The 22,208-nt window shown below is 43.9% G+C and carries 21 protein-coding genes; 12 read left to right on the top strand and 9 right to left on the bottom strand.

Features of this window, described 5'->3' with window-relative positions; all coding sequences use genetic code 11:
- Positions 1-4: 4 nt before the first annotated feature.
- Complete coding sequence (locus B0I27_RS08690) at positions 5-655, bottom strand: Crp/Fnr family transcriptional regulator (RefSeq protein ID WP_245925463.1); 651 nt, start codon at positions 653-655, stop codon at positions 5-7.
- A gap of 151 nt (positions 656-806) precedes the next feature.
- Between B0I27_RS08690 and B0I27_RS08685 the strand changes: the two genes are divergently transcribed.
- The gene (locus B0I27_RS08685) at positions 807-1,259 is read left to right on the top strand and encodes a DinB family protein (protein WP_106292842.1); all 453 of its coding nucleotides are present in this window, start codon (positions 807-809) and stop codon (positions 1,257-1,259) included.
- Positions 1,260-1,263: 4 nt separating this feature from the next.
- Here B0I27_RS08685 and B0I27_RS08680 read toward each other — a convergent pair whose 3' ends face one another.
- Positions 1,264-4,197 (bottom strand): FAD-binding and (Fe-S)-binding domain-containing protein, encoded by a 2,934-nt coding sequence (locus B0I27_RS08680; protein ID WP_106292841.1) that lies wholly within the window; start codon positions 4,195-4,197, stop codon positions 1,264-1,266.
- A 279-nt stretch (positions 4,198-4,476) separates the two neighbouring features.
- Here B0I27_RS08680 and B0I27_RS08675 point away from each other — a divergent pair, with 279 nt between their 5' ends.
- The 9 genes from B0I27_RS08675 (at position 4,477) to B0I27_RS08635 (ending at position 15,173) form a co-directional block, all read left to right on the top strand.
- The gene (locus tag B0I27_RS08675; RefSeq protein ID WP_245925462.1) at positions 4,477-5,541 is read left to right on the top strand and encodes a pectinesterase family protein; all 1,065 of its coding nucleotides are present in this window, start codon (positions 4,477-4,479) and stop codon (positions 5,539-5,541) included.
- A gap of 68 nt (positions 5,542-5,609) precedes the next feature.
- The gene (locus B0I27_RS08670) at positions 5,610-7,259 is read left to right on the top strand and encodes a glycoside hydrolase family 43 protein (protein WP_106292840.1); all 1,650 of its coding nucleotides are present in this window, start codon (positions 5,610-5,612) and stop codon (positions 7,257-7,259) included.
- 43 nt (positions 7,260-7,302) lie between these two features.
- Complete coding sequence (locus B0I27_RS17730; RefSeq protein WP_245925461.1) at positions 7,303-8,397, top strand: PKD domain-containing protein; 1,095 nt, start codon at positions 7,303-7,305, stop codon at positions 8,395-8,397.
- Between the two features lie 153 nt (positions 8,398-8,550).
- A complete protein-coding gene (locus B0I27_RS08660; protein WP_106292839.1) occupies positions 8,551-9,711 on the top strand; it encodes an iron-containing alcohol dehydrogenase in 1,161 nt (386 codons plus the stop codon).
- A 425-nt stretch (positions 9,712-10,136) separates the two neighbouring features.
- Positions 10,137-10,970 carry an MBL fold metallo-hydrolase gene (locus B0I27_RS08655; protein ID WP_106292838.1) on the top strand — a complete coding sequence of 278 codons (834 nt, stop codon included), beginning with the start codon at positions 10,137-10,139 and terminating at the stop codon, positions 10,968-10,970.
- A gap of 299 nt (positions 10,971-11,269) precedes the next feature.
- Positions 11,270-11,833 (top strand): UbiX family flavin prenyltransferase, encoded by a 564-nt coding sequence (locus B0I27_RS08650; protein WP_106292837.1) that lies wholly within the window; start codon positions 11,270-11,272, stop codon positions 11,831-11,833.
- Positions 11,834-11,865: 32 nt separating this feature from the next.
- Positions 11,866-13,188, top strand: coding sequence for a tRNA (N(6)-L-threonylcarbamoyladenosine(37)-C(2))-methylthiotransferase MtaB (gene mtaB, locus B0I27_RS08645; protein WP_106292836.1), 1,323 nt, complete (start codon positions 11,866-11,868; stop codon positions 13,186-13,188).
- A gap of 27 nt (positions 13,189-13,215) precedes the next feature.
- The gene (locus B0I27_RS08640) at positions 13,216-14,382 is read left to right on the top strand and encodes a prolipoprotein diacylglyceryl transferase (RefSeq protein WP_106292835.1); all 1,167 of its coding nucleotides are present in this window, start codon (positions 13,216-13,218) and stop codon (positions 14,380-14,382) included.
- Positions 14,379-15,173: an inositol monophosphatase family protein gene (locus B0I27_RS08635; RefSeq protein WP_106292834.1), complete on the top strand. Its 795-nt coding sequence runs from the start codon at positions 14,379-14,381 to the stop codon at positions 15,171-15,173. The genes B0I27_RS08640 and B0I27_RS08635 overlap by 4 nt, the downstream gene beginning before the upstream one ends.
- Before the next feature lie 149 nt (positions 15,174-15,322).
- On the opposite strand, the gene B0I27_RS08630 is transcribed toward B0I27_RS08635, so the two are convergent.
- The 4 genes from B0I27_RS08630 to B0I27_RS08615 form a co-directional block, all read right to left on the bottom strand.
- Positions 15,323-15,880 (bottom strand): NifU family protein, encoded by a 558-nt coding sequence (locus tag B0I27_RS08630; RefSeq protein ID WP_106292833.1) that lies wholly within the window; start codon positions 15,878-15,880, stop codon positions 15,323-15,325.
- Positions 15,881-15,983: 103 nt separating this feature from the next.
- Positions 15,984-17,327, bottom strand: a complete 1,344-nt coding sequence (gene purB, locus B0I27_RS08625) for an adenylosuccinate lyase (protein WP_106292832.1) — start codon at positions 17,325-17,327, stop codon at positions 15,984-15,986.
- Positions 17,328-17,474: 147 nt separating this feature from the next.
- Positions 17,475-17,684, bottom strand: a complete 210-nt coding sequence (locus B0I27_RS08620) for a hypothetical protein (protein ID WP_106292831.1) — start codon at positions 17,682-17,684, stop codon at positions 17,475-17,477.
- Positions 17,685-17,784: 100 nt separating this feature from the next.
- Positions 17,785-17,979, bottom strand: a complete 195-nt coding sequence (locus B0I27_RS08615) for a hypothetical protein (protein WP_106292830.1) — start codon at positions 17,977-17,979, stop codon at positions 17,785-17,787.
- A gap of 148 nt (positions 17,980-18,127) precedes the next feature.
- On the opposite strand from B0I27_RS08615, the gene B0I27_RS08610 reads away from it, so the two are divergent.
- Together B0I27_RS08610 and B0I27_RS08605 are read left to right on the top strand one after the other, a co-directional pair.
- Entirely contained in the window at positions 18,128-18,685 is a 558-nt protein-coding gene (locus B0I27_RS08610) for an RNA polymerase sigma factor (RefSeq protein ID WP_106292829.1), read from the top strand.
- Between the two features lie 13 nt (positions 18,686-18,698).
- A complete protein-coding gene (locus tag B0I27_RS08605; RefSeq protein WP_106292828.1) occupies positions 18,699-19,796 on the top strand; it encodes a S1C family serine protease in 1,098 nt (365 codons plus the stop codon).
- Positions 19,797-19,868: 72 nt separating this feature from the next.
- On the opposite strand, the gene B0I27_RS08600 is transcribed toward B0I27_RS08605, so the two are convergent.
- Genes B0I27_RS08600 through pdxH form a run of 3 tightly spaced genes read right to left on the bottom strand, consistent with a single transcriptional unit; the run spans position 19,869 to position 22,196 of the window.
- A complete protein-coding gene (locus B0I27_RS08600; protein WP_106292827.1) occupies positions 19,869-21,044 on the bottom strand; it encodes an NADH-quinone oxidoreductase subunit D in 1,176 nt (391 codons plus the stop codon).
- A complete protein-coding gene (locus B0I27_RS08595; RefSeq protein ID WP_106292826.1) occupies positions 21,044-21,541 on the bottom strand; it encodes an NADH-quinone oxidoreductase subunit C in 498 nt (165 codons plus the stop codon). The genes B0I27_RS08600 and B0I27_RS08595 overlap by 1 nt, the downstream gene beginning before the upstream one ends.
- Before the next feature lies 1 nt (position 21,542).
- Complete coding sequence (gene pdxH, locus B0I27_RS08590; protein ID WP_106292825.1) at positions 21,543-22,196, bottom strand: pyridoxamine 5'-phosphate oxidase; 654 nt, start codon at positions 22,194-22,196, stop codon at positions 21,543-21,545.
- Positions 22,197-22,208: the final 12 nt, after the last annotated feature.

Genomic DNA, 22,208 nt, shown 5'->3' with positions numbered 1-22,208 from the left:
TTCCTTAACTATTTTCTTTAGTGAGTGCCTCGAGCCCGCAGGGGTTTGTAATTTGTATCTTTTTTTCATCAAGGGTGATTAATCCGTCTTGAACCAGCTCGTTTATGGTTCGAAAGACTGTTTCATACGTGGCACCGGTAAAGCATGCCAGATCGTTTCTGCTAAGATCTAAGTTTATGCAGCGATTTTCATTTATACCGAAAAGCTGAGACAGTTGAAGTAAAGCGCTAGCGAGCCTGGTTTTTACCGATTTAAGGGCTAGGTCTCTCATTCTTCTTTCTGATTCCTGAAGTTCGTCCGCAAAGAAAAGTAACAGGCGGTATGCAAACTCATGATTTACTCGTAGGGTGGCCAGGAAAAAGTCAAGCTCCAAAAAGCAAACTATGCTAGGCTCGAGAGCCGTTGCAGACACGGGGAAGGTTTCAATATTGCTGCTAAGGCCCCTGTGTCCTATAATGGCTCCGTTAGTAGCAAACCGTATGATAAGTTCTTTATTACCCCACTTTTTATGGATTTTTAGTTTTCCGCTATAGACAAAGTAAATGCCGTTTACAATGTCTCCCTCTCTTATAATGCTTTCTCCCTTTTTTACACTATAATTTTTACGGTGCTTGTCTAAGGCAGGCTTCCATTCGGGTAAGATGCCCCGGCACATTAAACATTCTTGTAAATCGCAGGTCTTGTTGCAAAGTTTCATGTAAGAAAGAAAAGGAGTTCAAAGATGTTCATATTTCTGAATTTATGTATGCTTTGTATCGGTTTTTTCCCTAATCCTCTTTAACTTTAATAAATATCCAGGTAAAAGCATGTCTACCGCAATACATCAGATGTGGGTTTATAATGATTGGGCGAACCGGCGCCTGCTGGATGTCCTTGGGACCACAGGTCCGAATCTTCCCCATACCTGTCTGCATCTCATGAGTCATATCGTCAATGCTCAGGTAATTTGGGTAAATCGGATGCAGGGATTGCCTGCCGAGGTCGGAATCTGGGATGACCACACTATTATCGAATGCAACGAGCTGCACGAGCGATCCTCCGCCGTTTTGAGGAGATGGGTAGATACAAACGTTGAGGGCTTTACTTATCATGTAAGTTACACGAACAGCATGGGGGTCAGTTACCAAAACGATCTGCAGGACATTCTGCTGCATACATTCAATCATGCAACCTATCATCGTGCTCAGATTGCCATGGAGCTCCGAAGAAATGGCTTCAATCCTCCGGTTACCGATTATATTCACTTTTTGAGAGACTAAATTATCAAAACGACGGTTTGTTTATTAATGCCTCGTAAAGAACTTCTGCCGGATGATAAGCATTGCGACCTGATCCATCTTTTATCTGATGTCTGCAGCTGGTTCCGCTCGCCGCAATGATTGTTTCTGCAGAGGTGTTTCTGACAGATGGCAATAGAACAAGTTCGGCTATTTCCATAGAAACTTTGAAGTGCTCTTTCTCCAGTCCGAAAGAACCCGCCATTCCACAGCAGCCGGAGGGGATTACCTCAACCTGGTAGTTCATCGGTAAGCTCAGGCAGGTTACCGAAACGTTCAACGTGGAAATGGCTTTTTGCTGACAGTGACCGTGCAGCATGATCCGGCGCTTGTCTTTACAAAATAGTTCCCTGTTTATATTTTGATTCTCAGCTTCCTTCGCCAGGAACTCGTCAATCAGATAGGTGTTCTTCGAGAGCCCGAGTGATTTCTGAATAAGCATCTCGTCTACCAAATCCGGGTACTCATCTCTAAAAGTCAGAATAGCGGACGGTTCTAGGCCAACAAGCGGAGCCTCCGCAGTGATGACTTCACTGAGCAAACGCACGTTTTTATTTGCTATCTCTTTGGCCTTGCGAACAAATCCTTTCGATAGCCAGGTGCGACCACTTTCAACATGGTTAGCCATCATCACCTCGAATCCCAATTGCTCTAAAAGCAATATTGCCTTTATACCTATCTCCGTGTCATTGTAATTGCTAAATTCATCGAAAAAGAAGTATACTTTCCTATCCGACGTTCTACTCGTCTTTTTATGCTTAATGAACCAGCTTTTTAAGGTGTAATGATGCAGTTTGGGAATAGTTCTTTCTTTAGCAAATCCTGCCATAGATTTCAGTCGCGTTGAGGATAGGAAATTGTAAACAGAAGGAAACATACTGGCGATTCGCGATATAGTATTGAAGTTTGCAATCAACCTGGACCTCAGTGGTGATCCATTTGCATCGTAATATTGCTGGAGAAATTCAGCCTTTAATTTTGCCATATCGACGCTTGAAGGACATTCGGACTTACAACCTTTGCAGCTCAGACACAGATCCATTACCTCCAGTATCTCCTTATGATCAAAGCGATTTATTTTTTCTGAGTTGGTTAAGAACTCACGAAGCACATTGGCTCTGCCTCTTGTGCTATCTTTCTCGTTTCTCGTTGCCATGTAAGAAGGGCACATGGTCCCGCCCGAAAATTGAAGTTTCCTGCAATCTCCGGAGCCATTGCACTGTTCTGCATGCTGGAGAATATTTTGCCCCTGAAAACGGAACACTGTTTTGACCTCTGGTTGTACCTTCCCTGGTTCATAACGCAGCATGGTATTCATGGGAGGGGTGTCGGTGATCTTTCCCGGATTGAATATATGAGCAGGATCCCAGGTGTCTTTCAGCATTTTGAATAGACTGTAGTTTTTACTGCCGACCATATAGGGAATAAATTCGCCCCTTAGCCTACCATCGCCATGTTCTCCGGAGAGTGACCCCTGATATTTCTTAACCAGTTCTGCAATGTCTGCGGCGATGGTTTTGAATAGCTGGTTGCCGCTTGTTGTTTTTAGATTGATGATCGGCCTCAGGTGTAGCTCTCCTGCACCTGCATGCGCATAGTGAACGGAGTACAGATCGTGCCTTTTTAAAATCTCATTGAAATCGCGGATATAATTCGCCAGATCGTCCGGAGCAACCGCCGTATCTTCTATAACAGGTACCGCTTTGTCATCACCCGGAAGGTTGCTGAGCAGCCCCAGCCCAGCTTTGCGTAACTCCCAGACTTTGTTGCAGTCTTCGTCCAGAATCAAAGGGAAATAATATCCAAGATTTTGCTGTTGAAGCTGACCTTTTAAGAGATCAGCAACCCCGACGAGCTCTTCGTGATTATCGCGGATAAACTCAACAATAAGCACCGCTCCGGGATTTCCTTGTATAAAAAAGCGATTTTTACGCTGGTTGATGTTGTCTTTGGTGCAATCAAGAATATAATGATCCATCAGCTCGCAAGCGCTGGGGTTGAACCGCATGGCGATGGTGTTCGCTCTGAGTGCTTCCTCCACCGAGCTGAAATGAATGCAAAGTAATCCTTTTGATCCCGAAGGAATCGGAACGAGGTTCAGCTTTATCTGGCTGACGAAAGCGAGCGTGCCCTCAGAGCCTGCGATAATATTGCAAAGATTCAGTGTGTCGTTTTCCCCGCCAAAAAGTTTAGCGCGCAGCAGCATATCAATTGCGTAACCTGTATTACGCCGCTGAATGCTCGCTTTCGGAAATTCGTTGAAGATTTCCTGCCGGCTTGCCGGATCAGAAAGCAGGTTGTAGGTCATTTGGTAGATCCTGGATTCCAAATTATCGCCTTTGCATTTTCCCAGGAAGGCTTCTGTATCGAGTTCCGCAAAAACAGCCTCCGAGCCATCGCTCAGCAAAGCTCTTATCTCCAGTAGGTGTTCTCTTGTGCTCCCGTAGATGATGGAATTTGCTCCGCAACTATTATTGCCTACCATACCCCCGATCATTGCCCTGTTGGCGGTAGAAGTCTCCGGGGCGAAAAATAGTCCGAACGGCTTAAGGAAAATGTTCAAAGCATCCCGAATGACCCCTGGCTGTACCCGCACCCATCGTTCTTCGACGTTTAGTTCGATAATATTGGTAAAATGCCTGGAGAGATCGACGATTATTCCGTCACCTACCACCTGTCCCGCCAGAGAAGTTCCTCCACATCTGAATATAATTCCAATCTTTCCAGCTGTTGCGAAGTGGATGATTCTCGTGATATCACTTTCATTTTGTGGAATAGCTACTGCCAGAGGCATTTCCCTGTATGCAGATGCGTCTGTAGCGTATAGGATTTTTTGCAGAGAGTCCAGATGTAGTTCTCCCTCAAGCTCGTTACGTAAGTGTTCGAGTTTTTCTATCAGGTCGGCATCTTCTCTATTCATTATTCTAATTTCCACTATTAATTTAAATAAAATTTCTCAGGCGTATTGATCTTTTGGTTTATGTATCGGGATCAACCTGTAAGCAATTCGTTACGTGGCGCTGCTTTTGTCCCTCCAGACGTCTTTTTGCACCGCTTTTAGCGTTTCCGAGGACAATGCATTCATACGTTGAGAATAGCCGGGAACGATTGCATACTTTCAGTATGCTGTAACGTTGTTTGGCTTGACAGTTTTACTTAATATTGCCTTAATCAGTTAAATAATCCTAATTATACGCCAATGTCAACGTTTTCGCTGCCCAAGCTTTCACTTGCAGAACAGGTGAAGTTGCGACCTTTTATGATCAATCTATCATTTCTGACTGCTTTTTTTCTGTTTATGAAAACAGGTTCAGTTATCGCACAAGATCCAAGATATCCAAAAGAAATAACGGTCGATCAATCGGGCGCCGGCAACTACAAAACCATACAGGAGGCGGTCAACTCGGTGCGTGACTTAGGGCATGAGCGTGTTAAAATACACATTAAAAAAGGTGTGTACAAGGAAAAGATCTGGATACCTTCCTGGAAAACAAATATCACACTAATCGGGGAGAGTGCCGAGAGTACGATTATTACGAATAACGATCATACCGGAAAACCCGTTAAAGGTGGTACCGATGCCTTAGGTCTGGCCAAGCACTCAACATATTCATCGTATACCTTGCTTGTTCAGGGCAATGGGGTGATTATCGAAAACCTAACCATCGAAAATACAGCAGGCCGGGTAGGGCAGGCAGTAGCTCTTCATGTCGAAGGGGATAGGGTGGTTGTCAGAAACTGCCGCTTACTCAGTAATCAGGATACCTTATATACCGCTACCGAAAATAGCAGACAGTATTACGAAAACTGCTATATCGAAGGGACAACAGACTTTATTTTCGGAGAAGCTACCGCAGTGTTTCAGAACTGCCACATCAATTCTCTAACCAATTCCTTTATAACCGCGGCAGGAACGCGCCCTGACCAAAAGTTCGGATATGTTTTCTTCGACTGCAGGTTAACAGCTGCCCCCGGTGTTGAAAAGGTATATCTCGGCCGTCCCTGGAGGCCCTATGCAAAAACAGTTTTCATCCGTACCGAAATGGGAAGTCATATCGTACCCGAAGGCTGGAATCCCTGGAAAGGTGATCTGATGTTTCCAGACAAAGAAAAGACCGCCTTCTATGCCGAATATAAAAGTACCGGTCCCGGTGCGCTGAAGCAAAGCAGAGTAAGCTGGTCAAAGCAGTTGAAAAAAAGCGAAATGAAGCGTTACACGCTCAAAGAAATCTTTGGAAGCACCGGCTGGATATCCGGTGTTTAATCAGTCTTTTCCTTGTCTCAGCAGATTACACGAGCTGAATACTTATAACAACGTTAGTACTTAGACACATGAACGATTTAAAGAAGTCACTTTTATTTAGTTTTTTGATCTTAAACGGATGGAGCCTGAGCGCTCAAACACCAGGAACCGGAAAGGGTATTTCCAAGGTCTGGGTGGCAGATCAGGGAAATGGAACCTACAAGAATCCAATTCTAAACGCCGACTACTCCGACCCTGATGCGGTAAGGGTAGGCGACGATTTTTATATGGTTGCTTCGAGTTTCGATGCTGTGCCTGGACTTCCCGTTTTACATTCAAAAGACCTGGTAAACTGGACCATCTTAACGCATGCTTTGAAGCGTCAGCCGCCGTTTGAACACTTCGAAAAAACCCAGCATGGAAATGGCGTATGGGCTCCGGCTATCCGTTATCATAAAAACGAGTTTTACATTTACTATCCCGATCCCGATTTTGGCATTTACCTCACCAAGGCAAAAGATGCTGCCGGGCCCTGGTCAGATCCCATACTCGTAGCGCCTGGAAAGGGATTGATAGACCCTTGCCCGCTTTGGGATGAAGACGGAAAGGTTTATCTGGCCTATGCGTATGCAGGGAGTCGTGCCGGAATAAAGAGTGTGCTGGCTATAAAGGAGCTGAATGCTGATGGTACCAAGGCGATAGATGAAGGTGTGATTGTATATGACGGGCATGAATTAGATCCAACTGTTGAAGGACCTAAAATGTACAGACGTAACGGATACTACTATATGTTCGCTCCGGCGGGCGGTGTATCAACTGGCTGGCAGTTGGTGCTACGGTCAAAGCATATTTACGGACCTTATGAGCGTAAGGTTGTGATGGCTCAGGGGAAAACCACGGTAAACGGTCCTCACCAGGGTGCATGGGTTGATACTCAAAAAGGCGAGGACTGGTTCCTGCACTTCCAGGATAAAGACGCTTATGGCCGGGTGGTGCACCTGCAACCGATGAAGTGGATTAATGACTGGCCGGTTATCGGCGTAGATAATGACGGTGATGGATCGGGAGATCCGGTGATGAGCTACAAAAAGCCTAACGTCGGCAAATCTTATCCCATCGCCACTCCGGCGGAAAGTGACGAATTCAATGATCGCAAGTTAGGCTTACAGTGGCAATGGCAGGCAAATCCGCAGGCAACCTGGTCATTTATGGATGTTTCGAAGGGGACCCTTAAATTATATACTCATCAGATTCCCGAAGGCGCTAAAAGTCTTTGGGATGTGCCGAATGTCCTGATGCAGAAAACTCCGGCAGATGAATTCATGGCCACCACAAAGGTTAGCTTCAAGCCGAATGAAAAAATCGAAAATGAACGTACGGGCCTCGTTGTGATGGGTCAAAGCTATGCGGCCCTCAGTTTGATGAATAAAAAGGATGGACTATATCTGGTTTATAGTGTCTGCGACAAAGCGAATAAAGGAGGCACTGAAAAAGAAACGGTGATCACCAAACTTAAGAATGGCGAGCTTTATTTGCGGGTGAGCATGTCTGCGGGGGCGAAGTGCCGATTCAGTTACAGCACAGATGGGAAATCTTTTACGCCGGCAGGAGCCGAATTTCAGGCAACGCCAGGTCAATGGATTGGAGCAAAGCTGGGACTTTTTGCTACACGCCAGACTCAAATTAATGATTCGGGCTGGGGCGATTATGACTGGTTCAGGGTAGAGCCACTTAAGTAAGAGCAAGTAGTCTGATTAATCCTTAGATCCTCGTAACGAATATATGTGCTGGAACAAGCTATCTTCAGGTCTGTTGATGTTAGGACTGATCCTTTTTCAGGGAGCGACGACGCTTCTGGCCCAGGATGAAACCAGGGAATTCAAGGTGTTTCAGTTTCCTGCGGATAAGATCCCGGTCATCGACGGTAAGTCGGGCGACTGGGATCTCGTGCCCCATAGCTACACCGTGGGAATGGACCAGTTGTGGGACGATAGCAAGAAGCATAACAATGCTGATCAGCGGAATCTTGATGTGAAAGTGAAGGTTGCATGGGTGAATGGCTTGAACAGACTTTATTTTCTCTACGAGGCATACGATGATTACTGGGATTTTAGTCATCCGGGTCTTCATAATGATACTTTTGAGCTTATCGTAGATGCTGATCAGTCCGGTGGCCCTTTCATCGATCGCTTTCATCCTAATAAATCGCTGGATTCGCTAGACGCATACTTCAGTTTCCACGGAGTTCATGCTCAAAACTACCACATCTTTACTCCCGCAGTTGGCAAAGACTGGACCCTTGTATGGGGTAGTCAGCCATGGATTAAAGAGCTACCCTACGCCAATGCGGCGTATGACTTTAATTTCAAGCCCGGTCAGAAAGGAAAGCTTACGATGGAATTCTGGATCACACCATTCGATTACGCTGGTGCCGAAGGTCCGTCGAGAGCTGTAGAGTCAGTCTTAACTGAAAACAAAAATATCGGTCTGTGCTGGGCCGTGATCGACTACGACGATGTCGATGCCAAGAGTCATAATGGGTTCTGGAACCTATCCAAAGAGCATACTATGTACGGCAATGCATCTTATAGCCTACCATTCAAATTGATGCCTCTTGAAAGCAGATTCAGGAGGCCTTTAGAAGCAAACTGGTCATTTAAGATCTTAAATTCGGAGGAGCGAAGCGTTGCTTTTAAAGATGAGTCGTACGGCGAAATTCAGTCCTGGAGATGGGACTTCGGCGACCAGACAAGCTCCACAGAGCAAAATCCGGTTCATCGATACAAAAACCGTGGGAAATATGTAGTGACCCTTTATATTAAGGGACCGAGAGGTGAGGACAGGCGAGCAAAAGTCTGGGACGTGGTGGTTCGCTGATCTCAAATTGGTTCCGGAGCCGTAATGAACGGCGACGGTACTCCATAGCATGTAAGTTGAATGTCAAACCTTATCCAATTCTTGTAAAACAAACCATAAAGTCTTACCATTGACGTAATAGAGGATACAAATCTTCAACTTAATCTATACACAATGCTAGACTTTGAATATAAAAACCCGACGAAGATTATCTTTGGAAAAGGTAAAATAAAGAACATTGCTAAAGAAATTCCTGCCGATTCTAAGGTTCTGCTGCTTTACGGTGGCGGAAGCATCAAGAATAACGGTATCTATGAGCAAGTGAAGGAAGCACTCAAAGATTTTCAATTTCTCGAATTTGGCGGGATTCCTGCGAATCCGGAATATGAGGTTTTGCTTCAGGCTCTGAAGGTGATCAAAGAGGAGAATATTACCTATTTACTTGCCGTTGGTGGCGGCTCTGTGATAGATGGCACTAAGTTTCTTTCATCAGCGGCTCTTTATGAAGGAAGGAATCCCTGGGATATACTGACTAAAAGTATCCGCACGGAAAAAGGTATGCCCTTTGGAACGGTCTTGACGATTCCTGCCACCGGGTCTGAAATGAATTCTGGCGCAGTGATCACTCGTGCGGAAACGCAGGAAAAGCTGGGAATGGGTGGTCCGGGTCTCTTCCCTGAGTTTTCGGTTCTCGATCCTCAGGTGGTCAGTTCTTTGCCAGAGCGTCAGCTTGTCAATGGAATTACCGATGCGTACACTCACGTGCTGGAACAGTATATGACCTATCCCGCGGGAGCTTTTCTGCAAGACAGGTTTTCAGAAAGTATCATGCAGACGCTGATAGAGGTGGGTCCGCGGGTCATTAAAGATCCGTCAGACTATGAAGCAGCTTCCAACTTTATGTGGTGTTGTACCATGGCTCTGAATGGCCTTATTCAGAAGGGGGTGCCTACAGACTGGGCCGTCCATTCTATGGGACATGAGCTGACGGCCTTGTTTGGAATCGATCATGCCCGTACCCTTGCGATCGTCGCGCCTAGTCACTATCGCTATAATTTCGAAGCGAAAAAAGCGAAGCTTGCTCAATATGCAGAGCGTGTTTGGGATGTGAAAGAAGGGACGCTTGAAGAAAAAGCGGTCATAGCAATTCAAAAAACCGAGGAGTTTTTCCAGTCTATGGATATTAAAACTAAACTATCTGATTACACAGAAAGCTACGAGGGAACCGCACAGACGATAGCCAAACGGTTTACTGCGCGTGGCTGGACCCGATTAGGTGAACATAAAGCGCTGGCTCCTTCGGATGTGGAGAAGATTATTGAGATGAGCTATTAGGATAAGATGCTGTATTAACGAGGGTGGATCATTAGTCATGATCACCCTTTTTTGGTTTCTAGGCACTAATAAGCATGGGTAGAAGAGCCGCTGGCTTGCTGTTAATTTATTGTTAATTCCTTGTTGATCGGCTGTTGATCTGCTGGTAGTTTGCTTGTGCCCAATTGGTGGATGAGGCCACGGTGAGGCCACATTGAGGCCACAGTGAGGCCACCTTTTTCCGGCAAAACGTGGCCTCACCGTGGCCTTAATGTGGCTGCAGTGTGGTGACAACCTCCGGCTATCCACTAGCAGACCACGAGCTGATGAGCGGGCCATATCCGCCGATAAAAAAACATATCCAAAGATTGATAACTTAATTCAGCATATAGTATCTTTTCTATGCAAGGAACTAAAACATTTAGTATTTTTGCAGCAAAATAATTATGTCGGTATCAATCGCGTCTCTTAATTCTGGTAGTAACGGCAATTGTTATTACGTCGGCGATCAAACCGATGGGATCTTCATAGATGCCGGCCTTTCATGTAAGGAAACCGAAGCCCGAATATCACGCCTGGGTATTTCCATTCGTTCAATAAGAGCCATTTTCGTTTCGCATGAACACACGGATCATATAAAAGGCATCGCGGTAATCTCCAGAAAATATCAGATTCCTGTGTATCTGAACCAGACGATGATCTATAACGGATGTGTGGATGTTCAGAAAGAGCTCGTAAGACGATATGATGCCAACCAGCCTGTGAGAATAGGGGGAATGGAGATAACGTCTTTTCCAAAATATCATGATGCTTGCGATCCACATAGCTTCATTGTCAGATCGGGTACTGTGACCGTTGGAGTGATGACCGACATCGGGCGGGCCTGCGAGCAGGTCGTTAAATATTTTAATATGTGCGACGCCGTCTTTTTAGAAGCGAATTATGATGAAGAGATGCTTAGCAAAGGAAAGTATCCATATTATCTGAAGAATCGTATCAGAAGTGGAAGGGGGCATTTATCCAATCGGGAGGCACTCGATCTCTTCCTGAATCATCGGGCGCCGTCTTTAAGTCACGTTCTGTTATCACATCTGTCGAAAGATAATAATTGTCCGGATCTCGTCCATAATTTGTTCAGCGAGCATGCCGGAGAAACGCAGGTTATCATCGCATCCAGATATAATGAATCTCAGATATTTCGGATAGGAGAGGTTAAGAAAGCTTCTTTAGAGACAGGTCAGCGGACAAGACATGAACTGGCTCAATACAGTTTGTTTTAAAAGCCAGGGAGCTTTGAAAGATAATGTGGCGGTTTGGTGAGGCGCTAACTGTTATAAACAATCTTCAGGTGTCGATGTTTTATATTTTTTTAATTTTAAATTAACTGTCTATCAGTCAGTTGTCTTGAAAGTGAATTTTATATGTAAATCCTGTTAAATATTTTGGGAATGTTGAGCTTATAACTATATTTGTATGCCCTCTCAAAGGGCATGTTTTTCATAGGTAGATGTAGGGTCGAATACTTGTATTCGACCCTTTTTTATTTACAACCACTAGTATACTTATTTGTTGAGTAATCATGATGAAGAGAAAAGTTGTAATAGCTATAACTGGCGCCAGCGGTGCAATTTATGCGAAAGTGTTGCTTGACAAGCTGGTTGGACTGCAGCGCCCGGATCTGGAGGTGGGGCTGATCATGTCGGACAATGCCCTGCAGGTATGGGAGTTTGAACTGCAGAATCAGAGTTATAAAGATTATCCTTTTAAAATATATTCTAAAACAGATTTTAGTGCGCCATTTGCTTCCGGATCTGCCAAGTATGATACCATGATCATTTGTCCTTGCTCCATGGGTACGCTTGCCCGTGTTGCTTCCGGAATATCAAATGACCTTACTACCCGGGCAGCAGACGTGATGTTGAAGGAACGTCGTAAATTGATCCTTGTTACACGCGATACGCCTCTGAGCCTGATACATATTCAGAATATGAAAGTGGTTACAGAGGCAGGTGCAATTGTATGTCCGGCTACCCCTTCTTTTTATAGTTTGCCAAAGTCGTTTGAGGAGCTCGCAGCCACGGTGGTCGATAGGGTACTTGATCTGGCTGACCTGGAAGTTTCTTCTTTTCGATGGGGCGAGTAAATATTAAAAATAACTATCTTTGCCCCTTGATTATGAGCAGAAAAGTTGCATTTTACACGCTGGGTTGTAAACTTAATTATTCTGAAACTTCGACAATAGGAAGATTATTCAGTGAGGCAGGATTTCAGACGGTTGGTTTTACAGAAACGCCGGATGTTTTTCTTATAAATACTTGTTCCGTTACTGATAATGCGGATAAGAAATGCCGCAAAGTTGTAAAGGAGGCTCTTAAACAGTCGCCTAACGCATACATCGTCATCGTAGGCTGCTATGCTCAGCTTAAACCCGCAGAAATATCTGAAATTCCGGGTGTTGATCTGGTTCTTGGGGCAGCTGAAAAGTTTCGCATTATTGAGTATCTCACCGACTTAACTAAACAGCCTAAGACGATAGTTTATAATCAGCCGATTGTTGAAGCAAATCAATTTGTGCCTTCATTTTCATATGGCGACCGTACGCGTACCTTTTTAAAGGTTCAGGATGGATGCGATTATTCCTGTACGTTTTGTACTATCCCTCTGGCAAGAGGTTCCAGCAGAAGTGATACGATCGAAAGCGTTATCTCTCAGGCCCAGGCCATCGCTGCTTCTGGTGTAAAAGAGATCGTTTTGACGGGCGTCAATATTGGCGACTTCGGTATCCGTGATGGTTCACGCGAAGATAAATTCTTTGATCTCGTTAAGGCACTTGACGAAGTGGAGGGTATTGACAGAATCCGGATATCGTCTATTGAACCGAATTTGCTGACGGAAGAGATTATTCGATTTGTGGCGAACTCTAAGCGTTTCGTGCCTCATTTTCATATTCCGTTGCAGTCTGGCAGCAATAAGATCCTGGGTCTGATGCGCAGGCGTTATAAGCGGGAATTATACCAGGAAAAAGTTGCAGCTATAAAGGCGATCATGCCTCACTGCTGTATTGGTGTGGACGTGATAGTCGGTTTCCCGGGTGAGACGAGAGAAGATTTTCTCGACACTTATAATTTCATCAACGGCCTGGATATATCCTATCTCCATGTGTTCACCTATTCGGAGCGGGAGAATACCCCTGCGGCCGAAATGCCTGGTACAGTACCTGGTTCACAAAGAGCGGATAGAAGCAAAATGCTTCACATCTTGTCGGATAAAAAAAGAAGGGCATTTTATACAAATCAACTGGGCAGTAACCAAGCAGTATTGTTTGAAGCGGATCAGAAAGACGGTTACATGCACGGTTTTACGTCTAACTATGTCAGGGTTAAGGTTAAATTTGATCCGCTGCTGGTAAATGAAACAAGGCAGGTTCTGCTAACTTCAGTGGCAGATGATGGTGACGTGGAAATAGCAGAGCCAGCAGCTGAAGTATTGATTCATTAAATTTCATTATTCATTTCATAATCAACCATGTTTCCTAACCTCTCGCATCTGATAGAGTATCTTACCGGACTGAATATTCCGCTTCCCATCCAAACGTTTGGCTTCTTCGTGGCACTTGCCTTTATGGCCGGCTACTGGGCCTTTAGCGAAGAGCTGAAGAGAAAAGAGAAACTGGGACTCGTTTATCCTTTTAAAAGAAAAGTTACTATTGGCGAGCCTGCTTCAACCTCAGAAATGGTCGTTAACGGTCTGTTTGGCTTTTTGCTAGGTTATAAGATCATCGATGCTGTATTTAATTACAGCGAATTTGTAAACGATCCTCAAAGCTTTATTTTGTCTGGCAGAGGCAGCTTTTTTGGCGGCGTTATCGTCGCGGTAGCGTTTGCTTTCATGGCTTTCAACGATAAAAAGAAGGTTCAGCTTGCGAAACCTCGTGTAGTAGAAGAGGTTGTGCACCCTTACCAATATATGAGCACGCTGATCGTTTGGGCAGCTGTATGGGGTTTTCTAGGTGCGAAGATCTTCCACAACCTGGAATACTTCGATGAGTTTATGCGCGACCCGATAGGCGGCCTGATTGCTTTTAGTGGATTGACATTCTATGGTGGTTTGATATGTGGTGGCGCGGCAGTTTTATATCTTGCAAATAAGAAGGGAATAAAGCCGGTTCATATGCTTGATGTAGGTGGACCCGGGATGATGCTTGCTTATGCAGTGGGCCGTATGGGATGTCACATGTCAGGTGACGGTGATTGGGGTATCGAAAACTACAGTGCTAAGCCGGGCTGGCTGAGCTGGGCTCCTGACTGGGTATGGTCATTTAAATTTCCGCATAACGTTATTAATGAAGGTGTTCCTATTCCAGGATGTGTGGGAAGGTATTGCAGTGAGCTTCCTGCAGCGGTGTATCCCACTTCTTTATATGAGTTTCTGGGCGGACTTGTCCTATTTGCATTGTTATGGTCACTCAGAACGAAGATAAAGCCTGCGGGAATGATGTTTTCGTTATATCTGATTTTGGCAGGCGTGGAGCGCTTCTTGATTGAGCTGATCCGTGTTAATTCCAAATATCATGTTGGCGGACTTAGTTTTACTCAGGCCGAGCTTATCTCAACTATTATGATCTTAATGGGGGTAGCCGGCATCATTTGGTCTTTAAATAATCACAAAAAACAGAGAGGCCAAGCAGTATGAATTTAGAGCATTTAACCAGTCAGGTAGTAGAGCTGGCAAAATCAGCGGGTTCATTCATCCGCGAAGAAGCCTCCCGATTCGATGCTGCAAGTATCGAGTATAAGGGTCTTAATGATATGGTCTCTTATGTCGACAAGGGTGCTGAGGAAATGATCGTTGCAGGTTTGTCCAAATACTTGTCTTCGGCAGGTTTCATTACGGAAGAACAGACGATTAACAAGGTGGGTGAGGTGTATAACTGGATCGTTGACCCTCTTGATGGAACTACCAATTTCATTCATGGCATTCCGGCTTTCTCTGTTAGCATTGCTTTGCAAGAAAACGACGAGCTGGTTCTCGGTGTTATTTATGAGATCAATCGGGATGAATGTTTCTATGCCTGGAAGGATGGGGGAGCTTTTATGAATGGTAAGAAGATTGCTGTAACCGGTAATCAATCTTTCTCGGCTTCCTTACTAGCAACGGGTTTTCCTTATTATAATTTTGAGAAACTTGAGCGATACATCAACGTTTTTAGGGAGCTTACTCAGGTAAGCCATGGCTTAAGACGCATTGGGTCGGCGGCGGTAGATCTTGCCTACGTAGCCTGCGGAAGGTTTGACGGGTTTTTTGAATATAATCTTAATTCTTACGATGTTGCAGCCGGGGTTATCCTGGTTCGTGAAGCCGGAGGTAGGGTAACAAACTTTTCGGGTACTGCCGAAGTTTTTGAGGCGCGGGAACTAATTGCAGGTAATCCATTCATCGCTGCTGAGCTTCAGACGGTCATCAGTAAGCATTTTAAAGAATAGGCGATATTTCGAGCGCTTCTTGTCTTGACCTCTGGAACAACAGTCCTGGGCTTAGATAAAATAACAAAGCCCTTTAGTTTTTCACTAAAGGGCTTTGTCTTAAAAGGAGATTATCTTTGTATCGTTTTATCCAGGTTAAACCTGAATACTTAAAGAGCTTCGGAAACAACTTCTGTTACTTCAGGAACCATTCTTTTTAAGAGGCTTTCGATACCTGCTTTCAAAGTGTAGGTGGAAGACGGGCATCCGCTGCAGGATCCTCTCAATTCAACTGTCACAATACCATTTTCAAACGAGCGGTAACTAATAGCGCCACCATCTTGCTCTACTGCAGGCCTGACATAGTCGTGAAGAATTTGCTGTATCTTGATTTCGGTTTCTGTTCCTTCGAAGGCAGTGTTTTCATCGGTCACTACGTCTTTAACACGCAGCTCTGCCTCTGTCGCCCCTTTTACGAATTCTTTCAGGATCGGTTCAATATCAGCCCAATCAGCATCTTCCGTTTTTGTTACTGTAACGAAATTACTTGCAAAGAAAACACCATTCACAAAATTAAACTTGTAAAGTTCTTTTGCGAAAGGAGAGGTCTCGGCACTCTCTTTCGTTGGGTAATCCACACTTCCGTTTAAAAGAAGCTTGTTTACCAGAAACTTCATAGTCGCCGGGTTCGGTGTGGATTCTGTATATACGTTTATATTAACTGCCATGAGATGTATGTTTTGTACAAAATTATCAAAAATATCAGCCTGTATCGTGGTTCACTAAGCTTTTTACGCGTAGATGACCCATGCAGGCCGATTGACAACCGAATTAAATACCTACGTAGGTAAGTGGGCTGATCTTTCTGATCTCATCCTTTACCTCCTCTGAAACGTTAAGCGTAGATACGAATGCAGATATGGTTGCAGCACTGACTTTGTCATTTGTACGTGTAAGCTCTTTTAATGCCTCATACGGATTTGGATAACCCTCTCTTCTTAAAATCGTTTGTATTGCTTCCGCTGCGACCGCCCAGTTTTCATTCAGGTGACTTTCGATAGCTGTTTGGTTAAGCAATAGTTTACCAAGCCCTTTTAATGTCGATTTTAGCGCGATGAGAGTATGTGCTATAGGAACACCAATGTTTCTTAAGACTGTAGAATCAGTCAGATCCCTCTGCAGGCGTGATACCGGAAGCTTCGCCGCCAGGTGTTCGAACAGTGCGTTTGCTATTCCCAAGTTTCCTTCAGAATTTTCAAAGTCAATCGGGTTTACTTTATGTGGCATGGCGGATGAACCTACTTCTCCAGCTTTGATTTTCTGTCCGAAATAGTTCATCATGATATACATCCACATATCACGGTTAAGATCCAGAATGATATTATTGATTCGCTTAAATACGTCGCAATGTGCGGCGAAGTTGTCGTAATGCTCAATCTGAGTAGTGTACTGGGAACGGTTTAGCTGCAGTTGATTGTTGACAAAGCTGTTTGCGAATTTCTTCCAGTCTATGGAAGGATAGGCGATGTGATGTGCGTTAAAGTTACCGGTAGCACCACCGAACTTAGCTGAAAATGGAATTACTTTCAACTGCTCAAGCTGGGCTTCAAGGCGTTCCACAAATACGTAGATTTCTTTACCAAGACGTGTCGGTGAAGCGGGTTGACCGTGCGTATGCGCAAGCATCGGGATTTCTGCCCAATCGGACGCCAGTGCCTTCAGCTTATCGATTAACTCCTTAACCGAAGGCAGGTAAGCCTCCTCGACAGCAAGTTTCAGAGAATGAGGTATTGCCGTATTGTTGATGTCTTGGGACGTAAGTCCGAAATGTATAAATTCTTTATATTCCTGTAAGCTCAGGGTGTCAAAGACTTCCTTGATAAAATATTCTACAGCTTTAACGTCATGGTTGGTAACACTTTCTATTTCCTTAATGCGCAAAGCGTCCTCTTCCTTGAAGTTTAGGTAAATAGATCTCAGGGCGTCAAAATTTTCTGTTGGAAAGTTTTCAAGCTGGGGAAGAGGAATGGATGCTAATGCAATAAAGTACTCTATTTCCACGTAGACCCTAAACTTAATAAGCGCGGCTTCTGAAAAATAGGCTGATAACTCGCGGGTTGATTTTGCATATCGCCCATCAACAGGAGATATGGCGTTTAGTGAAGATAGTATCATTAGTTAAATTTTGCCAAAGTTAATGTTTTATGGAAGACAGGGAAAAAGTATTGAAGATTGTAAGATGGGGCAAAAAAAAACCTGTAACTTATTCAAGTTACAGGTTTTAAACATACGTCCTGTATAAACAGAAAGTGCGTTTTAATATTAGTTTTGAACTGAATCAACAGCAGCAGAAGCAGCTGAATCGATAGTGTCAGTTTTAGCGTCAGCAGAAGCGTCGATTGAATCGATGCTAGCATCTGCAGTTGAGTCGATTGAATCAGCAGTGTTGTTCTCAGTTTGAGAAGAGTTACAAGCTGATGCAGAAAGAGTGATAGCTAAAGCTAAAAAGCCAAATTTGAATAGATTTTTCATTTTATTTTTTTAATAGTTTATTGTTAATACGGGTATTTCTAATAGGTAACCTTTATTCGAGAAAATAAATTGAAATTTATTTCTCGCTTTTTCTCAATAATTATTGAGCTACTGTTGAATCAACAACTACAGTTGAATCAAGAACAGCAGTAGTATCAGATAACATAGTAGTGTCAGTTGTAGCAGAATCTACTAAAGTAGAGTCAGCACCACTTTCAGTTTTGGTAGAGTTACAAGCAGATGCTGTTAAAGTGATAGCCAATGCTAAGAAACCGAATTTTACTAGATTTTTCATTTTAATGTCTTTATGATTTTTTACAAACAATTTACTGTTAATACGAGGTCTCCCGAAAAGTAACCCATATAACTCAGTATTTTTTTCTTTTTAATTTTACTTATCATTGGGTTACAAATTTCTTAAAAAGGTATAAATAGTGAGCAGAATGATAAAAAGGTCTGAACCAGCGGATAATGAGGTGATCCTCGGAATTCTGAATGGTTCTAAGGGCATACTGGAAGAAATATATAAGGCATATTTTCCGATGATCCTTCAGCTTGTGGTAATGAATAATGGGAATGATGATGATGCAAAGGACGTTTTCCAGGAATCAGTTATCGTTCTATATGATAAAGTCAAGAAGGGTGATTTTGTACTAAACAGTAAGTTAAAAACATTTCTCTACTCCGTATGCAGGAGGCTGTGGTTGAAAAGGCTTGCGCAGAAAAGCCGTAATACAGGGAATATTACAGATTTTGAGGATGTTCTTACAGTGGAAGACGATATTGAAAGGCATGAAGAGAAAGACAGGCAGTTTACCATGATGGAATCAGCCCTAGGACGACTCGGAGAGCCGTGTAAGACGATCATTGAAGATTATTATATAAACAACAGATCCATGCAGGAGATCTGTGAAAAGTTTGGCTATACGAATGCTGATAATGCGAAAAATCAGAAATACAAATGCCTGCAACGTTTAAAGAAACTATTCTTTCAAGGATAAAGGAGTTTAGATTATGGATATTACAGAACAGATTGAAGCATATTTATTAGACGAAATGTCTGCGGAGGAGGCTGCGGCGTTTGAACGATTAAGAGCTTCTGATCCGGATCTGGACCAGAAGGTGGTATTGCATGAGCAATTTATTAAGCAGATGAAAGATTATGGTGAGCACCGTAAGCTGATATCTGAAATGAATGCTATTCATTCAAGCCTCGATGTGGAGTCGATTAGGGAAGAGGTGATTCCGTTCGGACTGAAGGTAAGGACGATGTGGAGAAAGTATCGTGTTAACGGAGCTGTTGCTGCATCTGTTGCTCTTATGGCGGTTTTCACTACTTTATTTTCGACAGGTTACTTCAACAAGGCTACTTCCATACGTTCGGATTATAATGCCCTTCGCAGAGAGTGGAGCCGGGATATCAATACAAAGGTTAAACGCTCCCAGAACGAGATTCTGCAAAATATCAACGCTACCACAAAGGAGCCTTCTGCACCATCTTTGTTCGGAGGTACCGGTTTTGCGTTAAATACTGAAGGATATATCGTAACCAATTATCATGTGGTTAAAGGAGCGGACTCTATTTATATCGAGGATAACGATGGAAAGTCTTTCAAAACAACGACAGTTTATGTCCACCCATCATACGATATTGCTGTATTGAAAGTGACTGACCCTTCTTTCAAGCTTCCAAAGTCACTTCCATATTCATTTAAAAAGTCAGGTGCCGACTTGGGGCTTGATGTATACACTTTAGGCTATCCTAAAGACGATATAACCTACACGCGCGGATATCTAAGTTCTAAAAGTGGATACGCTGGTGACACGCTTGCCTATCAGGTAGATATTTCTGTGAATGGTGGAAATAGCGGAGGTCCTTTACTTGACAGCAAAGGAAATGTTGTAGGTGTGGTAAACGCAAAGCAGGATCGTACAGACGGAGCGTCCTTCGCGATCAAGTCTGCTTACCTTCTGGAAGCTATTGATGCTATTCCAAAGGATTCTTTGGGAAGAAAAGTTTCGGTAAATACTAAAAATACGCTGGCCTCGTTAAATAGAGGTGAGCAGATCAAAAAGATAGGCAATTACATTTACATGGTTAAGGTTTATTGATAAGAGTTAGTTTGAGTGAACAAAGAAGCCGCCTGGATCTCCGGGCGGCTTCTTTGCGTTATTGAACTTTTATTATCTGTCCAACTCTCCTAGTACAATATCTACAGATCCTATGATTGCTATCAGGTCGGCAATGAGAACTCCTCTGGATATTTCGGAAATAACAGACAGATTGCAAAAGCTGGGTCCTCTTGCTTTTACACGCTTTGGTATCTCCGACTTTCCATCGGTAATGAAATAGAAGCCAAGTTCTCCCTTAGGGTTTTCTGCCCTCATATAAAAATCCTGAGCTTTAGGAATGATCTTTTTAGGAAGTTTGGCCCTTGGGTCAAATTCTTTTGTTCGCTTAAGGTCTGACTGTAGGCGCTCCAGGCACTGACTGATGATACCCACCGATTGCTCAACTTCATCTATACGAACCTTAAAGCGGTCCCAACAGTCTCCCACAGTACCCATTTCACCCTTACCAACAGGTATTTCAAATTCCAGCTCTGGATATGCGGAGTATTCATCAACTCGTCGTAGGTCCCATTTTAGTCCCGATCCGCGCAGCATAGGTCCCGAACATCCGTAATTGATCGCTGTAGAGAGCGGCAATACTCCTACATTGGCAGTCCTGGATATGAATATTTCATTTCCTGTTAGCAGCTCGTTTAACTCTCTCATCTTTGGTTTGAAATAGTCAATAAACTCCTTACACCTTTCTTCGAATCCCACCGGAAGGTCGTAGTACAATCCGCCAACCCAGATATAATTGTATAGCATTCTCGACCCGGATGCCCATTCTAGCATATTCATGATGTGTTCCCGGTCCCTGAAGCACCACAAAAAGGGTGTGAATGCTCCAATGTCTATCCCGTATGTCCCCAAAGCGATAAGATGTGAACCGATCCTGTTCAACTCAGATACAAGTACGCGTATATATTCTATCCTTTTGGGAATGTCACCGTCTATACCCAGCATTCTCTCAACGCCCATCACCCACGCATGGCTGCTGTTCATGGAAGCAAGATAGTCGAGCCGGTCAACAAAGGGAATAGTCTGTTGATAGGTCAGGTTTTCCGCATGTTTTTCAAAACATCTGTGAAGATAGCCAACATGCGGTATTACTTCTTTAACGATCTCTCCGTCAGTGATCAGTTCCAGCCTCAGGACTCCGTGTGTGGAGGGGTGTTGCGGACCCATGTTCAGAACCATTTCAGTAGGTTCTACTTCTGATATAAGCTTATGATATCGTGTTGATTCCATTAGTCCACTTTAATTCCGTTATAATACTCCTGGACTTTGTAATCCTTTCTTAGTGGATAACCCTCCCAATCGTCCGGCAAGAGAATTCTTCGAAGATCAGGATGGTTCTCAAATCTTATTCCGACAAGATCGAAGGCCTCGCGTTCGTGCCAGTCGGCAGTTTTCCAAACCTCAGATACCGTCGGGAAGGAGGGAAGCTCCTCGCGATTCCGGTCATGGTACTTGCGTACTTTTAATGTCAGGGAGCTTTTGTAGGGTATGGATGCGAGGTGATAAACAACGCCAAATATATTTTCTTCGATACCATAATCAACACCAGTAAGTGAAGCCAGAAAATCGAACCAGGTCTTGTCGTTGTCTCTTAACTCCAGACAAACTTGCGCTATTGCTTCAGGCTGAATGATCAGCGCAGGCTGGCGACCTGTCGGTTCTTCACCCAGGATCACATCAGGGCCAAATTTGTCAGTCAGCAGGTTCTTTATTTCTTCGAAAGTCATTTTAAGGAGCTAGTCGTACGATTTTCCAGTTATTGTCTACCAATTTGTAAGCCATCCGGTCATGCAGTCTACCTGATCCGCCCTGCCAGAACTCGATAAAGGTAGGTTTTACGATATATCCCCCCCAGTGTGGCGGTTTCGGAATCTCTGCGCCGTCTTTGTATTTCTCTTCAAGAAGTGCAAGGTTGTTTAAAAGAAATTCTTTACTATCTATCTCACGGCTTTGCGGCGACGCAATTGCCCCGATTTGACTTTTCTTTGGACGTGAATGAAAATAGGCCTCTGAATCTTTCTCGTTTAATTTTTCAAGCGTCCCTTCGATACGTACCTGCCGTTCCAGCTCCTGCCAGAAAAAAACAAGTGCAGCTTGTGCATTCTTAGTAATCTCCTGGCCTTTCCGACTTAAGTAATTGGTGTAGAAAACAAAGCCCCGTTCGTCGAATCCTTTTAACAACATCACCCGCGCAGATGGTTTACCATCTGCCGTGGCTGTCGCCAGAGTCATCACATTCGGCTCATATATTTGCGAAGCCATGGCTTCGGTGAACCATTTTGAAAATTGGCTAACGGGATCTGCTTCGACATCTTTTTCAGAGAGGGTAGCACTTTTGTAGTCCTGTCGCAGGTTTTGGATGGTCTCTTTGTCTAAGGTCATAACTATACAAAG

Origin of the sequence: Arcticibacter pallidicorallinus, assembly GCF_003002875.1 — a bacterium.
GTDB lineage: Bacteria > Bacteroidota > Bacteroidia > Sphingobacteriales > Sphingobacteriaceae > Arcticibacter > Arcticibacter pallidicorallinus.
This window is presented reverse-complemented; position numbering and strand designations above follow the sequence as displayed.